The following is a 15,565-nucleotide window of genomic DNA, read 5'->3' on the forward strand; positions in this document are numbered from 1 at the left end:
AGCGGGTCGCACGCTTGCTGTCGTTGGCCACGCGCCCATCATGCCGTGAGGGGGTGTCGTGGCTGGCAGACTTGGCGCCCTCGACGCGTGAGGCGTCGGTCCGCCCTGGTGTAACGGCAGCACGCCGGCCTTTGGAGCCGTGCAGTCCAGGTTCGAATCCTGGGGGCGGAGCCGTGCGTCGTGATCGAGGCCCTTCCGTGACACCGTCGACGCCCGCCCGCCCCGATGCGCGGATACGTTGCAAGGGTGACGGCACGAGCGAGCAGGGTGCGCCGGACGACGGCCGCCGCGGGCGTGGTCGTCCTGCTGGCGCTGACGTCGACGGCGTGCAGCCCCCTGACGGTCGGGGTGCTCGGCGTCGGCGCGGACGGCGACGGCTCTCCCGTGGCGTACCTGCAGGTGTGCGACCAGCACCTCGACTCGGTGTTGCTCTACTCCCCGGACGTCGACGGCGAGCGGGGCGGGGAGTGGACCGCGACCACGCCCGTCTCGGACTCCGCGGTCCTCGACCTGCAGGACCCGGGCGACGGGTGGACGGTCCGGACGGCCCTGCCTGACCTCCTGCCCGGCACGAGCTACAGCCTCCATGCGTGGTCGTCGAGCAGGTTCAGCAACGTCGGCGCCGAGAGCGTGCAGTTCACCGCCGACGACCTCGCCGCCCTCCGGCCTGGGGACGTGCGGCGTCGGGAGGGCGATGTCGTCGTCGTCGAGAGCGAGGCGGACTTCGCGAAGCACGCGTGCGATTACGTGGACGGCCTGTACTCCTGACGGCCGCGCGAAGCCTGCGCGTCGTCCTGATGGGCGCCCCGCCGTCCAGGAGGTACGGTGCGAGGCATGGCGACGACGCGCGACCTGCGTGCTGCATACGTCCTGCTGGGCCTCCTGGTGTTCGCCGTCGTGTCCCAGGTGGTGGACCTCGCCGTGGGTGCACCCGAGGTCGGCGTCCGGGTCGCCGTGATCGTCGTGGCCGCCCTCGGAGCCGTGGCGACCGGCGTGTGGATCGCGCGGCAGAGACGGGTGCCTCCACCCGCGCCGCGGCAGTTCACTCCGGCTCCCGAGGAGGCGCCCGACGACCCCGGCCCGGCGGAGGCGACCTCCGTGCGCGGGTAGAGTGCACCCTGCGCACGAGATCCGCCGCCCGAGACCCGGGCAGATCCGCGAGGAGCACCCGCAGGTGACGTTCCCCCGCCCGGCCGCCGTCGTCGTCCTCGCCGCAGGTGAAGGAACCCGGATGCGCTCGGCAACCCCCAAGGTCCTGCACACCCTGGCCGGGCGCAGCATGCTCGGCCACGCGCTGGCCACGGCACGCGAGCTCGAGCCCGGCCGCGTCCTGGTCGTCGTCCGGCACGAGCGCGAGCAGGTCGCCGCGCACGTCGGCGACATCGACCCGCAGGCGCTCCTCGCCGACCAGGACGAGATCCCCGGCACGGGCCGCGCGGTCCAGGTCGCGATGATGTCGCTCGACGCCGCCGCGCAGGCCGACGCCGCGCACGACTCCACGATCGGCTCGGCCACGCACGCGCAGGTCTCCGGGGCCGTCGTGGTCATCGCGGGCGACGTCCCGCTGCTGGACGCCGGCACGCTGGAGGAGCTGCTCGCGGCGCACCACGCGGACGGCAACGCCGTCACGGTGCTGACCACGCAGGTCGCGGAGCCCACCGGGTACGGCCGGATCCTGCGCGAGCCCGGCACGGGGGACGTGCTCGGCATCGTCGAGGAGAAGGACGCGGACGACGCGCAGCGCGCGATCACCGAGATCAACTCCTCCATCTACGTCTTCGACGCCGACGTCCTGCGCGGCGCGCTCGGGCGGCTCGGCCGCAACAACGCCCAGGGCGAGGTGTACCTGACCGACGTGCTGGCGATCGCTCGCACCGACGGCGGCCACGTCCGTGCGCTGCAGACGGACGACCCGGTGCTCGTCGAGGGCGTCAACGACCGCGTCCAGCTGTCGGTGCTGCGGGCCGAGATGAACCGCCGCATCCTCGAGACCTGGATGCGCGAGGGCGTCACGGTCGTCGACCCGGCCACCACCTGGGTGGACGTGGACGTGGAGCTGGAGCGGGACGTCACGATCCTGCCCGGCACGCAGCTGCACGGCGCGACGGTGGTCCGCGAGGGCGCGACCGTCGGCCCGGACACCACGCTGACCGACGTCGAGGTGGGCCCGCGGGCCAGCGTCGTGCGCACGCACGGCACGCTCGCGGTCGTCGGAGCCGATGCGAGCGTGGGGCCGTTCGCGTACCTGCGCCCCGGCACGGTGCTCGGCGAGAAGGGCAAGATCGGCACGTTCGTGGAGACGAAGAACGCGCAGATCGGCACCGGCTCGAAGATCCCGCACCTGTCCTACGTGGGCGACGCGACCATCGGCGAGCACACGAACATCGGCGCCGCGTCGGTGACCGTCAACTACGACGGCGTGAACAAGCACCACACCACCATCGGCTCGTACGCCCGCACGGGGGCCGACAACATGTTCGTCGCCCCTGTGAGCGTCGGCGACGGTGCATACACCGGCGCCGGCAGCGTGATCCGTCGGGACGTGCCCTCGGGTGCGCTCGGTGTGAGCGCCGGGGCACAGCGCAACATCGAGGGCTGGGTCGCGCGGGCGCGCGCCGGGACGGCCGCGGCGAAGGCAGTCGTCCGCCCGTCCGCCGCCGACGAGCTCTCCCCGCAGGCCCGCGCCGAGCGCGACCGTGCCGCCGCAGCATCCGCCGACGCACCCCCGACCCCGCCGCCTGCACTGCCGGACTCCTCCGGCTCGAACCCGAAGGACTCCGCACGATGACCGGGATCATCTCCTCGGACGGCGAGAAGCGTCTCGTGCTCCTGACGGGTCGCGCGCACCCCGACCTGGCGACCAGCGTCGCCACCCACCTGGGCATCGACCTGCTGCCGACCACCACCTACGAGTTCGCCAACGGGGAGATCTACACCCGGTTCGGGGAGTCCGTGCGTGGCGCCGACACCTTCGTGCTGCAGTCGCACTCGTCGCCGATCAACACGTGGATCATGGAGCAGCTGCTCATGGTCGACGCCCTCAAGCGGGCCTCCGCCAAGACGATCACGGTCGTCGCGCCGTTCTACGGGTACGCCCGGCAGGACAAGAAGCACCGCGGGCGCGAGCCGATCTCCGCGCGCCTCATGGCCGACCTGTTCAAGACGGCCGGCGCCGACCGCCTCATGAGCGTCGACCTGCACGCCGCACAGATCCAGGGCTTCTTCGACGGGCCGGTCGACCACCTGTGGGCCATGCCGATCCTCACGGAGTACGTGCGCAGCCGCGTCGACACCTCCAACGTCACGGTGGTCTCGCCGGACGCCGGCCGCATCCGCGTCGCCGAGCAGTGGGCCGCCAAGCTGGGCGGCGGCCCGCTGGCGTTCGTGCACAAGACGCGCGACATCCGCAGCCCCAACAAGACGGTCGCCAACCGGGTCGTCGGTGACGTCGAGGGACGCAGCTGCGTGCTCGTCGACGACCTCATCGACACCGCCGGCACCATCGCCGGCGCGGTGCGCGTCCTCATGGAGGCCGGGGCCAAGGACGTCATCGTCGCCGCGACGCACGGCGTCCTGTCCGATCCCGCGGTGGACCGTCTGCAGAACTGCGGCGCCCGCGAGGTCGTCATCACGGACACGCTGCCCATCGCCGAGGACCGCCGCTTCCCGCAGCTGACCGTGCTGTCCATCGCGCCGCTCATCGCCCGGGCGATCCGCGAGGTGTTCGACGACGGCTCGGTGACGTCGCTCTTCGACGGCCAGGCCTGAGCCTCATGGACGGTCGCGACGAGGACACGCGCCGGCGCGCACCTCGTGGCGGGGTGACCGTCACGGGGGCCGGTGAGGCCGAGGCCGTGCCGGACACGGCGATCGCGGACCTCGGCGCCGAGGCACGGGGTGCGGACGCCGAGCGTGCACTGGCCGAAGCCGGGCTGTGCCTCGACCGGATGCGCGTGGTCCTGCGCGATGCCGGGGTCGACGACGTCGCGATGCGGACCACGCAGTCGAGCATCTGGACCGACAGCTCCGCGACCGGCTCGTCGCGCGTCGTGGCCCGGCTCGGCCTGCAGGTCACGTTGCGCGACGTCGCGGTGGCCGGGGACGTGGTCGGTGCGGCCGTGGCAGCCGGCGGCGAACCCGCCCGGATGGACGGTATCCGGCTAGAGATCAGCGACCCCACCGAGCCGCGCGCACGCGCACGGGAGGCCGCGTGGGCGGACGCCGTCGCGCGCGCGACGCAGTGGGCCACGCTGGCGGGTCGACGCCTGGGCGAGGTCCAGTGGGTGACCGAGGGTGGCGCCGACGCCGCACCGCTGCGGATGGGCCGCATGATGGGCGTGGCGAAGGCCATGTCCGTGCCCGTCGAGGCCGGCCAGCAGACCGTGTCCGCCGAGGTCACCGTGCGGTGGGCGTGGGGAGACGGTGCAGATGACGGCGACGGGTTGGGTTCCGGCCGGTCGCTCGGGTAGGCTCTCCAGGTTGCCTCGGCGAGGGACGAAGGACGGTCGACGAAGTTCCACGACCACCTGCGCTCCGTGATCGACTGGGCGAGCGCCTCCGCGTGCCCGTCCTGCGTCCCGCGTCGAGGCCACCACACCTGTCTCGATCTGCGTCGCCGGCTCCCGCCGCGCACGCCACACCATCACATCGCCACGTCAGCGACACTGCGCCGACGTCAGCACCGGGGAGTACACGTGTCCGAGGTCAAGCTTGCCGCCACCACCCGCACGGAGTTCGGCAAGGGCGCCGCACGCCGCCTGCGCCGTGCCGACCAGATCCCTGCCGTCCTCTACGGGCACGGCTCGGACCCGCTGCACGTCGCCCTCCCGGGCCACGCGACGATGCTCGCGGTGAAGCAGGCCAACGCCCTGTTCGCCATCGAGCTCGACGGCAAGACGACGCTGGCCATCACGAAGGACGTCCAGCGCGACGTCGTGAAGAACACCATCGAGCACGTCGACCTGCTCATCGTCACCAAGGGCGAGAAGGTCTCCGTCGACGTCCCCGTCACCGTCGTCGGCGAGTCCGCGCCCGGCACCATCCACGTCGTCGAGACGCAGACGCTGTCCCTCGAGGCCGAGGCGACGCACCTGCCGACCGAGGTCGAGGTCTCCATCGAGGGCCTCGCGGGCGGTTCCTCCGTCAGCGCCGGCGAGATCACGCTCCCCACGGGCTCGGTCCTGCTGACGGACCCCGAGATCACGGTCGTCTCCGTGACGGTCCCGCACGCGTCCGCCGAGGACGTCGCGGCCGAGGCCGCCGCCGCCGAGCTCGCCGCGTCGCAGTCGGCCGCGTCCGCCGCCGCCGCCGAGTCCGAGGGCTGAGCCGAAGCGCAGCGCAGGGTGAGGGTCGCGTAGCGGCACTCGCCCGGAGCGGAGCGCAGGCTCGGCCCGACCATGGGCACCTGGGCTGAGCCGAAGCGCAGCGCAGGGTGAGGGTCGCGTAGCGGCACTCGCCCGGAGCGGAGCGCAGGCTCGGCCCGACCCTGGGCACCTGGGCTGAGCCTCCATCCCCACGACGCCCGGTACCGTTCCTGACGGTGCCGGGCGTCGTCGTCCCCGCACGTACCCCGCAGGAGGAGATCCCCGATGAGCGACGGACCCTGGCTGGTCGTCGGCCTCGGCAACCCGGGACCGCAGTACGCGGGCAACCGGCACAACGTCGGTCAGATGGTGCTGGACGAGCTGGCGCGCCGTACCGGGTCGACGTTCGGCGCCCGCGCGTCCGGGCTGCTGTCGCGCCGGCCGCAGGCAGCGGTCGCCGAGGCGCGTCTCGGGGTCCTCCCCGGCGGCTTACCGGGCCCGCGGGTGGTGCTGGCGAAGCCGACGACGTACATGAACGTGTCGGGCGGTCCGGTGGCGGCTCTCGCGAAGTACTACGACGTGCCGCCGGAGCGGACGGTGCTGGTGCACGACGAGCTCGACATCCCGTTCGCGGACGTGCGGCTCAAGCGCGGTGGTGGCGAGGGCGGGCACAACGGCCTGCGGGACACCACGAAGGCGCTGGGCACCAAGGAGTACGTCCGCGTGCGCGTGGGCGTCGGTCGCCCGCCCGGTCGGATGGACCCGGCGGACTACGTGCTGCGCGACTTCGCGAAGGCGGAGCTCAAGGACCTGCCGTGGCTGCTGGACGCCGCGGCGGACGCGGTCGAGCTGGTGGTCACCCAGGGCCTGGAAGCGGCGCAGCTGAAGTTCCACACCAAGGCCTGACGTACCAGGCCGGACACGACGACGCGGGGCGAACGTGCTCGCCCCGCGTCGTCGGTACCGTGCTCAGCCCTTCTGGACCGCGGCGACGGTGCCGTCCGTGAAGACGTTGCGGGCGGCGGTGATCTTGGTGGTGGTCGGCGAGATGATCGCGCAGTTGTAGTGCTTGGTGTCCCGGCCGAAGACGTTGTCGGTGATGACGATGCCGGCGAACGGTCCGCGGCCCTTCTCGGCGAGGTTGATGGTGCAGCCGCCGCCGTCGGCCCAGTTCTTGACCACCTGGACGTCGGACACGATCCCGCTGTCCTGCGTGAACTGGATGCCGCTGTTGGTGGCGCCCTCGATGGTGTTGCCGAGGATCCGGATGTTCGAGCCGGCCTGGATCTGGATGCTGTCGTCGTGGCTGGCACCGCCGCCCTGGAGCGGGTCGCTCGCGTAGTGCACGTTGTCGTGCAGCCAGGACGACTCGATCCGCACGTTGCCGCCGGTGAGGTGGAACGTGTCGATGACGTGGTGGATGTTCGAGCGCTGCACGGTGATGTTGAAGCCGCGCACACCGTCGATGTACGGCGACGGGCTGGAGGCGTAGAGCTCGCTGTCCTGGATGGTGACGCTCGCACCGGCCGAGTTGGACGTCACGAGCGCGCGCTGGATCGTCGTTGCGGTGCCGCGGATCCGGGTGTTCTTGATGACGACGCCCGGGGCGTTGATCTTGACGAACCCGTAGATGTCGAGCGAGTCGACCACGGCGCCCGCGGTGCTGATCGTCAGGTCCCCGTCGTGCCGGGTCAGCGCGACGCCTGCGGGGACGCCGGTGTTGCTGCCGCTCGGCTTGACGGCGCCCGGCACGGTGACCGCACCGCCGGTGACCGGCGGGGCGGGTGCGGGTGCGGGAGCCGCAGTGGGCGTGGGGGTCGGCGTCGGCGTGGGGGTCGGGGTGGACGTTGCCGTCGGGGTGGGTGTCGGTGTCGGCGTGGGAGTCGGTGTCGGCGTGGGGGTCGGCGTCGGCGTGGGGGTCGGCGTCGCGGTCGCCGTCGGTCCGGGCGTCGCGGCGACGGAGCCGATGACGTAGCCGACGACCGCGGGCGTGATGCGGACGCTCGCCTGCGCGCTCGACAGGGTGATCGTGTCCATGTTGGCGCCCCCGAGGGGGACCAGCGCCTGGTTGCGTGCGGGGGCGTCGGGTGAGGCCACCAGGAACGACGTCTTGCTGCACGCAGCGCTCGCCGTGGTGCCGGGGCAGGCGGCGACGGCAGTGGGCTGCCACGCACCGGTGCCCCGCAGGCCGAGCAGGACCGCGGTGGCGTTGTCGGGGACGTTCGGCAGGGTCAGCCTCAGGGTGGAGCCGGACTTCACGACCCCGGCCGGCAGGTCCTGGGGCGTGCCGAGCGGCTGGAGCCGGCCACCACGCTGCTGCGCGGCGCTGGCGACGTAGTACCCGTCGACGTCCACGCTCAGGCGGTGGCTGCCCTGCTGGTTGAACAGCTGGACCTGGTTGCCGGCGCCGAGCTTGACGACGACGGACGCCTGGCGGGCCCGTGCGGCCTGCGTGTTCAGCACAGAGGTCGACGCGCAGGCGGTGGTGGTCTGGCCGGCCGGGCACACGGCGACGTAGGAGGACTCGGTGCTGGCGCGGGACGTGACGCGCAGCGCCACGGCCGTCGCCCCGGCGGGCGCGCCGGCCAGGGTGAGCACCTGCGAGCTCCGGCCGCTGACGGCGAGGTCGTTGGCGACGCGGCTCGGGTCGACGGGGACGTAGAGCGAGTCGTTCGGAGCGGCGCCCACGGTCGAGTCGACGGTCCAGCCGTGCAGGTCCACGTACGCCCGGACGGGGCTCGTCGTGTGCAGGGTGACCGTGCGGCTGCTGGGGGTCACCGGCACGGTCACGGTGACGGATCCCGGCTCACCCCCCGGGACGACGAGCTGCGGGTGCGCGATGCAGGCGGCGGACGCGCTGGCGCCCTTGCACACCGAGACGGACGTGGTCCTGGTGCTGCGGGAGGCGGTGAGCTGCAGGGTCGCGGCGGTGGTGCCGGCGGGCACGGACGAGAGGTCGAAGGTGAGGTCCTTCGAGGCCGTGACGTCGGTGCCGGCGAGGACCCGCTGCGGGTCGACCGGGCGGTACGCGGTGGTGGCCACGGACGACGCCGGGGCGACGACGGTGACCACGAGACCGACGGCCAGTGCCGCGACGGCTGCGAGGGCGGGAGCGGAGCGACGCACTGCCGTCGCACGGGCCGCCGTCGGTGAGGTGTGTCGCGGAGCCGATGAACGGCGCTTCACGGCGTGTCGTCCTCGCAAGGGCGTCTCCAGAGTCAGGCGTCCACGGTGTCAGGCGGGCTGTCGATGCGGCGCTATGAGTTGGTGGGGTCTGTCGGTGTTTGTCGCCCGGTGTCGGGGTGCGCCCACCATAGGCGACTGCTCCATCTGGGGGAACGCGCGCCTCTCGGACAACCGTCCTGATCGGCGTAACCATTTCGTGACCTGCGGGAACGTGGACGGGCGTTCGTCTCACCATGCGAGACCGCTTCACCCGATCCGCACGGTGGAGACGCCGGAGCCCGCCCCCGAGGCGAGTCGGGGGCGGGCTCCGGTGAGGCGGACGGGCTGTGGGTCAGCTGCCCTTGCGGACGCTGGCCACCAGGCCGTCGGTGTAGAAGTTCGCCGACGTGCTCAGCACGGTCGTCGTGGGCGCGATGATCGCGCAGTTGGCCACCTTGGTGTTGCGGCCGAACGTGTTGTTGCTGATGGCGACGCCCTGGAACGGACCCATGCCCTTCTCGGCGAGGTTGACCGTGCAGCCACCGCCGTCGGCCCAGTTCCGGTCCACCGTCACGTTCGAGACGATGCCCTGGTCCTGCGTGAACTGGATACCGGTGTTGTACGCGCCGGAGATCGAGTTCCCGACGATCTTGATCCCGGAGCCCTTCTGGATCTGGATCGAGTCGTCGTGGCTCGGGGTGTTGTTCTGCGCCGGGTCGACCTCGAAGTGCAGGTTGTCGTGCAGCCACGAACCCTGGATCGTCACGTTGTTGCCGTAGATGTGCGCGGCGTCGATGACGTGGTGGATGTTGACGCGCGTGGCGGTGAAGTTCCATCCGCGGATGCCGTCGATCCAGCCGCTCGGGGAAGCCGCGAAGAGCTCGCTGTCCTGGATGGTGACGCTGGCGGTGTCCGACGTGCTGGACAGCAGCGCGCGCTGCACGTTCGTGGCCGTGCCGCGGATGATCGAGTTCTTGATGGTCACGTTGGGGGCCGTGACCTTGACGAAGCCGTAGATGTCGAGGCCCTCGACGACCGCGCCGGGCGTCGAGATCGTGAGGTCGCCGTTGTAGCGGGTCAGGACGGTGCCGTTCGGCACGCCGGTGTTCCCGAGGCCGGGCTGCACGGTGCCGACCGCGGGGGCGGCGGCGAGGGTGCGGGCGGCGGAGGTGGGTCCGGCCCAGACGTCGGAGACGCGGGTGGCGATCGGCGCGTTGGTGATCGCCGACGCGGTGTAGGTGTTCACGCCGATGCCGCCGGGGACCTGCAGGGCCGCGGTGCTGTCGGCGGCGGTGAGGGTCCAGGCGGCGGGCTCGGCGGTGCCGACGGCCCACACCTTGGCCTGCAGCGTGGTCGCCGGGGTGCCCTTGACCTGCAGACGGACCTGCAGCTGGGCGGTACCGGCGAAGCCGAGGCCCGTCAGCGTGGTCGTCGAGAGCGTGGTCGTGGTCTTGCCGACGACCTTGATGAGGGAGGTGCGGATGCTGCCGTCGGCGAGGAGCTTGCTGCGGAGCCGGTAGCCCTGCGTCGTGTCGACCGCACGGCCCACGACGTCGACGTCGACCGCGCCGCCGACAGGCTTCTTGTCGAGGCTCACGCGGGCCTGGACCTCGGTGTCCGTCGAGCGCACGGCGGCGAGCCCGGAGTACAGGTTCCAGCCGGCCTGGCGGACGGACATGGACGCGCTCCCACCGGACACGGCGTAGTCGGTGGCGACGCCGCCGACCGTGGTCCAGGCGCCGCCGGTGGTGGCGGTGCCCCACCCGCCGGCCACGGTGCGTCCGAAGCCGTCGACGGCGACGGGGGCGAGCTCGGGGGTGGCGGCCGGAGACAGGGCGCTCGGTATCGACGTCGCCGCGGTGGCGGGCGTCGCGGAACCGACGAGCGAGAGGGCGATCGCACCGACGCTCAGGGCGACGATGCCCCGACGAGCGATCGGTAAGTAAGCGCGGGGGCGCACGGAAGTCACAGTTGTCTCCTATTGGGGGGGTGCCGGAGCTACCGACCCGTCCGTTATTTCGGCGGATGGCGCTAACACCATGAGCCATAACGGCAGGAGGCTGAAATTGCGCAAAAGGGACCGCATGCCCTTTGCGCGGGTTAGGGATATTGGTCCGCTATGTCCGATCAGACATATGACCCAAACGCGTGACCTGCAGGAATGTCGTGAAATCAGCCGACATCCGGGCCCTTATCAGTGCAGATCGGCCAGCGCATCCCGAATTGCTGTGACGAACGACACAGCGGAACGGTCCCAGCTGTAGCGAGAAACCTGTGCGCCCGCCGTGCCGCTCGGGGCGAGATGTCCGGAAAATGCGTCGGCGAGAAGTCGGCCGAGTTCACCCACCGGATCGGGACCGGTCGGGTCGAAGTACGTGCAGGCGTCGCCACCGGCCTCCGGGATCGCCGTCGCGGACGACGCGACGACCGCCGTGCCCGCCGCGAGCGCCTCCAGGACCGGGATTCCCCAGCCCTCGCCGAGGCTCGGGAAGACGAACACCGTCGCCTCCCGGTACAGGGCCCACAGCTCGTCCTGCGGGACCCCGGTGAGGTGGATCGCGCGCGGTTCGGCCGCGAGCGCGGCGAGCACGTCCGGGTCCTCGTTGTCGTCGGCGCCCACCACGACGAGCCGGGCGTCCGGGTCCGGCACGTGCACGAACGCGGCGAGCGCGGTGCGCAGGTTCTTGCGGGGTTCGAGGCGGCCCACCATGAGCGCGAACCGCGTCCCGGCGGGGACGCGGTCCGGCAGCGAGCCGGGGAGGAGTGCTGCCGTGGCGTCGACGCCGTTGTTGATCACCGAGATGCGCTCGACGGGTCGGCCGTACGCCCGGGCGATCTCCCGCCGGCTGTACTCGGACACCGTGGCGACGGCACCGGCGCGGCGCACGGACCAGCCCACGAGCAGCTTGTTGCGCCAGCGGGTCTTCCAGCCGAAGAAGGACGGGTGGGTCTCGAAGAGGACGTCGTGCACCACCACGAGCTGGCGGCGGGCGTCGCGCGGGGGACTGAAGTACTGCGTGACCAGCAGGTCCAGGCGGTCGCGTCGGACCGCCGCCGGCCAGAAGCGCAGGTTGCGGCCCAGCGGGCCACCCGCCGGCAGGACGCGGTGCTCGAACGGCACGCCGGGCCCGAGCAGGCCGGCCACGTGGTCCGCGTCCGCGGAGTACACGACGAACGTGAGGTCAGGGGCGAGCAGGGGCGCGCGGCGCAGGATCTCCAGCACCCAGGTGCGGGTGCCCTGGTACTTGCCGTCGAGCACGTGGGCGTCGATCCCGATCCGGGTCATGCGCCGGCCTCTCGTCGTCGGCCCGTCAGGAGCGCCCGGACCGCGAGCAGCGTGCCGGAACAGGAGCCGCGGACGACGGCTCCGACCGGGCTCCAAGGGTGCAGCAGCTGCCTGCGGCCGCCTCGCAGCAGCACGGACCAGGCGTAGGCGGGCTGGGTGAGCAGCCAGCGTCCGACGTCGCGCGGCCCCAGGTGCCGGGCGGCGAACAGGAGCCGGTTGCGGCAGTTGTAGTAGTAGTACGTCGACGACTTCGCCCGGCCGCCCGCCGTCGGCTCCTGGGTCCCGCCGACGTCGTGCAGCACCTCGAGGTCCTGGCGCACCAGCAGCGAACCGCCCGCGCGGGTGCACCGGTAGGAGAGGTCGACGTCCTCCCAGTAGAGGAAGTAGTCGTCGTCGAACCCGCCGAGCTGCTGCCACCACGCGGTGCCGGCGGCGAGGCAGGCGCCGCTGAGCCACCCCTGCGTCTGCGGCGTCGCGGGGGCCTCGATGTTGCGCGTGCGGCCGGCGCGCAGGTCGATCCGCCCGCCGGTGAACCAGGGTCTCCCGTCCGGCCGCAGGACCCGGGGGGACACGAGCGTGCGGGGCGTGGCCGCAACCTGCTCCGCGAGCTCGTCGAGCACGTGGGCGTCGACGGCGGCGTCCGGGTTGACGATGACGACCGACGTGCAGCCCAGCGCGACGGCCCGGGCGACCCCGGTGTTGACCGCGGTCCCGAAGCCGGCGTTCGTCGCGTTCTCGATCAGCTCCCAGCCGTGCTCGTCGCTCACCGCGCGCACGGCTTCGCGCGCGCTCGACCCTCGGAAGTTGTCGACGACGACGACGGTGGACGGCGTGCGCATCGCGGTGCGAGGCAGGCCGGTGAGGTTGGCGCGAAGCAACGAGGCGGAGCCGAAGCTCACGACGACGATCCCGAGCACGGGGGAGACGTTATCTTGTCGGGCACTGTCGGCCGGCTGGCAGGTGGGGTGAAGAGGGAGGTGAGAGCGGTGGCCACGTCGCGCACGGCGTCGTCGCGGGTCCGTCTGTACGAGACGGTGCGCACCGCTCACCTCGAACGGGCGCGCGAGCTGACACCCGCCTCGATCGTCTACCGCCGGCGGCGGTACGACTTCGATCCCGCGGTCGCTGCCGGCCTCGACCTGATCGAGGCGGGTCCGGTCGGCGCCGCCGTCGTGCTCGCCCGGTCCGACGTCCGCGAGCTCGAGATCAACGAGCCGTTGATGGTGTCGAGCCTGCGCCGCACGGCCCTCGCCCTGGCCGCCGTGACCGTGGCGGGGTGGGCCCGTCGCCGACGGACGGTCGTCGTCACCTACGCGATCGCCAACGACGACCCGTTCCGGCCGCCGCGTCGCCCCGGCGTGCTCGGTGCCGTGCGGCGACGCCTCGACGCCGCGCTCATCGCGGGAGTCGCGCGCCGCGTCGACCGGATCGCCTACGGGACGGACGCATCGCGCGACCTGTACGCCGGGCTGGTGCCCACGCTGCGCGCCGTGGCGACGTCCATCCCGGCCCTGCCGACCGCGTGCACGTGCGGGCCCGCGCAGGACGGAGCGGCGGGATCCGTGCTGTTCGTCGGTGCGTTCGAGCCCCGCAAGGGTGTCCTGGACCTGCTCGCCGCGTGGCCCGAGGTCGCGCGGCAGCGACCGCACGCCCGGCTGACCCTCGTCGGGAAGGGCCCGCAGCAGGCGGCGGTCGAGGAGCTCGTGGCCGGTCGCGAGGACGTCACGCTCGTCGTCGACCCCCCGCGGGCGCGGGTGCACCAGCTGCAGCGTGAGCACTCCGTCGCGGTCCTGCTCTCCCGGCGGACGCCGACGTGGCGCGAGCAGGTCGGCCTGCCCGTGGTCGAGGGCCTGGCGCACGGCTGCTCCGTGCTGACCACCACGGAGACCGGGCTGGCCTCCTGGCTCGCCGGGCACGGTCACGCGGTCGTCGACCCCGACTCGTCCGCGGCCGAGGTCGCCGCACAGGTCGTGCGGCTCCTGGACGAGGGTCGCCCGAGCGCCTCGGTCCTGGCCGACCTCCCCGACCGCGACGGCCGGCTCGAGGCGGACACCTGGCTCTTCGGGACGTCACCCGTGTGAGCCAGCGCACAGACCTCAGCCGGGTGAAATCGGGTCATGGCGGATGAATCGGACAATACGTACGTAATACGTTCATCTCCTGTCCAACAAAGCCGGGGGAGGTTCGAGCATGACGTTGACGGTCGGGCACGGTGCCGACAACACCGACTCAGGCGTCGAACGCCGCCGCCCCGCCCTGCACCCGCGGCGGTCGTGGGCGTCGTCCGAACCCTTCGTCCGGCGCTCGACGCCGCACAACTCCTCGTCCGTGCTCGCCGTCCCGTGGCGCAACGCCGCCGGCGGCTACCAGCACCTGACCATCGCGATCGACGTCATCGCCGCCGGCGCGGCCGTCACGCTCGCCGCCGCCCTCGGCACGGGCTCGTTCGGCTCGGCGCTCCTGCTCGGCGCGGTCGCCGTCCTCGTCTTCACCGCGATGGTCACGATCATGCGCGGCTACGAGCGGCACAACCTCGGCGACGGCCCCGACGAGTTCCAGGCCGTCCTGCGTGCCTCGGTCGTCGTCGCCGCCGCGCTCATGGCGCTGGCGTACCTGACCCCCGTCGAGGTGCCGCGCAGCGCGGTGCTCATCGGCGTCCCGCTCCTGGCCGGCACGGCGTTCCTCGGCCGCTACGCCCACCGCCGCGTCCTGCACCACTCGCGCAACCAGGGCCAGGCGATGATGCGGACCATCGTCGTCGGCGACACCGCGTCGGTGTCCGGCGTCGCCCACGACCTCGGCGTCGCGTCGCACCACGGCTACCTCGTCATCGGGGCGTGCCTGTCGGACGTCGTCCCGGAGAACCTCCTCGAGGTCCCGGTGCCCACGCTCGGCTCGCTCGCCGACGTGCCTCAGGTGGTCGTCGACTACGCCGTGTCCGTCGTCGTCGTGGCCGGGAACGCGCTGAGCGGTGACGCCCTGCGCCGCCTGTCCTGGGCGCTGCGGCGCGCCGGCGCCGAGCTGGTCGTGGCCCCCGGGCTGGTCGAGGTCGTGCAGGAGCGCGTCTCCATGCACCCGACCGCCGGCTTGTCCCTCATGCGCCTGGAGATCGAGGCACCGCGCCGCCGGCTGCTGGCCAAGGCCGCCATGGACCGCTCGCTCGGGCTCCTCGCGCTGCTGCTCGCCTCGCCGGTAATCCTCGCCGGTGCGCTCGCCGTCCGGCTGACCTCGCCCGGCAAGGCGTTCTACACCCAGACCCGCGTCGGGGTGGACGGTCGCGAGTTCACCATCTGGAAGCTGCGCAGCATGTACGTCGACGCCGACCGGCGCCGCGCGGAGCTGCTCGCGCACAGCGACCGCGACGGCCTGATGTTCAAGATGACCGAGGACCCGCGGATCACCCCCGTCGGGCGCGTCCTGCGCCGGTTCTCCATCGACGAGCTCCCCCAGCTGTTCAACGTCGTGCTCGGCGACATGTCCCTGGTCGGGCCGCGGCCGCCGCTGCGCGAGGAGGTGCGCGGCTACCACGACGCCGTGCACCAGCGCCTGCGGGTCAAGCCCGGCATCACGGGGCTGTGGCAGGTGTCGGGCCGGGCGGACCTGAGCTGGGAGGAGTCGGTCCGGCTGGACCTGCGGTACGTCGACAACTGGTCCGTCACGATGGACCTGATGATCATGTGGAAGACCTTGCGCGCGGTCGTCTCGGGGGCCGGCGCGTACTGACCCGCGGCACACGGAGCCGGCTCTGCCGGTCGACCCCGGACGGCGGTACCGCCCCGGAGCCTGACAGGGTAGACATCGAGGCTCATGA

13 protein-coding genes and 1 tRNA gene are annotated in these 15,565 nt (G+C 72.4%); 10 read left to right on the forward strand and 4 right to left on the reverse strand.

The window, feature by feature from the left end; all coding sequences use genetic code 11:
- Positions 1-99 precede the first annotated feature (99 nt).
- The 8 genes from ASD16_RS12325 to pth all read left to right on the forward strand — a co-directional run bounded on the left by ASD16_RS12325 (position 100) and on the right by pth (position 6,209).
- Positions 100-171 (forward strand) — tRNA-Gln (locus ASD16_RS12325).
- A 75-nt stretch (positions 172-246) separates the two neighbouring features.
- Complete coding sequence (locus ASD16_RS12330; protein WP_157453915.1) at positions 247-768, forward strand: hypothetical protein; 522 nt, start codon at positions 247-249, stop codon at positions 766-768.
- A 66-nt stretch (positions 769-834) separates the two neighbouring features.
- Positions 835-1,110, forward strand: a complete 276-nt coding sequence (locus ASD16_RS12335) for a hypothetical protein (protein ID WP_055917439.1) — start codon at positions 835-837, stop codon at positions 1,108-1,110.
- 64 nt (positions 1,111-1,174) lie between these two features.
- A complete protein-coding gene (glmU, locus tag ASD16_RS12340; protein WP_055918378.1) occupies positions 1,175-2,788 on the forward strand; it encodes a bifunctional UDP-N-acetylglucosamine diphosphorylase/glucosamine-1-phosphate N-acetyltransferase GlmU in 1,614 nt (537 codons plus the stop codon).
- Positions 2,785-3,768 carry a ribose-phosphate diphosphokinase gene (locus ASD16_RS12345; protein ID WP_055917442.1) on the forward strand — a complete coding sequence of 328 codons (984 nt, stop codon included), beginning with the start codon at positions 2,785-2,787 and terminating at the stop codon, positions 3,766-3,768. Before glmU ends, ASD16_RS12345 begins: the two co-directional genes overlap by 4 nt.
- A gap of 53 nt (positions 3,769-3,821) precedes the next feature.
- Positions 3,822-4,469: an SIMPL domain-containing protein gene (locus tag ASD16_RS12350; protein WP_235523266.1), complete on the forward strand. Its 648-nt coding sequence runs from the start codon at positions 3,822-3,824 to the stop codon at positions 4,467-4,469.
- Positions 4,470-4,694: 225 nt separating this feature from the next.
- The gene (locus ASD16_RS12355; RefSeq protein ID WP_055917448.1) at positions 4,695-5,324 is read left to right on the forward strand and encodes a 50S ribosomal protein L25/general stress protein Ctc; all 630 of its coding nucleotides are present in this window, start codon (positions 4,695-4,697) and stop codon (positions 5,322-5,324) included.
- Positions 5,325-5,588: 264 nt separating this feature from the next.
- Positions 5,589-6,209, forward strand: a complete 621-nt coding sequence (pth, locus tag ASD16_RS12360) for an aminoacyl-tRNA hydrolase (RefSeq protein ID WP_055917451.1) — start codon at positions 5,589-5,591, stop codon at positions 6,207-6,209.
- Between the two features lie 63 nt (positions 6,210-6,272).
- Here pth and ASD16_RS12365 read toward each other — a convergent pair whose 3' ends face one another.
- From ASD16_RS12365 to ASD16_RS12380, 4 genes are all read right to left on the reverse strand, one after another.
- Complete coding sequence (locus tag ASD16_RS12365; protein WP_055917454.1) at positions 6,273-8,429, reverse strand: right-handed parallel beta-helix repeat-containing protein; 2,157 nt, start codon at positions 8,427-8,429, stop codon at positions 6,273-6,275.
- A 391-nt stretch (positions 8,430-8,820) separates the two neighbouring features.
- Complete coding sequence (locus tag ASD16_RS12370; RefSeq protein WP_235523267.1) at positions 8,821-10,437, reverse strand: right-handed parallel beta-helix repeat-containing protein; 1,617 nt, start codon at positions 10,435-10,437, stop codon at positions 8,821-8,823.
- Between the two features lie 225 nt (positions 10,438-10,662).
- Positions 10,663-11,754, reverse strand: a complete 1,092-nt coding sequence (locus ASD16_RS12375) for a glycosyltransferase family 1 protein (protein WP_055917460.1) — start codon at positions 11,752-11,754, stop codon at positions 10,663-10,665.
- On the reverse strand, positions 11,751-12,671 hold the full coding sequence (locus ASD16_RS12380; protein ID WP_055917463.1) for a glycosyltransferase family 2 protein: 921 nt from the start codon (positions 12,669-12,671) through the stop codon (positions 11,751-11,753). The genes ASD16_RS12375 and ASD16_RS12380 overlap by 4 nt, the downstream gene beginning before the upstream one ends.
- Positions 12,672-12,740: 69 nt before the next feature.
- On the opposite strand from ASD16_RS12380, the gene ASD16_RS12385 reads away from it, so the two are divergent.
- A complete protein-coding gene (locus tag ASD16_RS12385; protein WP_055917466.1) occupies positions 12,741-13,835 on the forward strand; it encodes a glycosyltransferase family 4 protein in 1,095 nt (364 codons plus the stop codon).
- Positions 13,836-13,944: 109 nt separating this feature from the next.
- Positions 13,945-15,477: a sugar transferase gene (locus ASD16_RS12390; protein WP_055917468.1), complete on the forward strand. Its 1,533-nt coding sequence runs from the start codon at positions 13,945-13,947 to the stop codon at positions 15,475-15,477.
- The last annotated feature ends 88 nt before the right edge of the window (positions 15,478-15,565 follow it).

The sequence above is a fragment of the Cellulomonas sp. Root485 genome (assembly GCF_001426705.1).
Classification (GTDB): domain Bacteria; phylum Actinomycetota; class Actinomycetes; order Actinomycetales; family Cellulomonadaceae; genus Cellulomonas.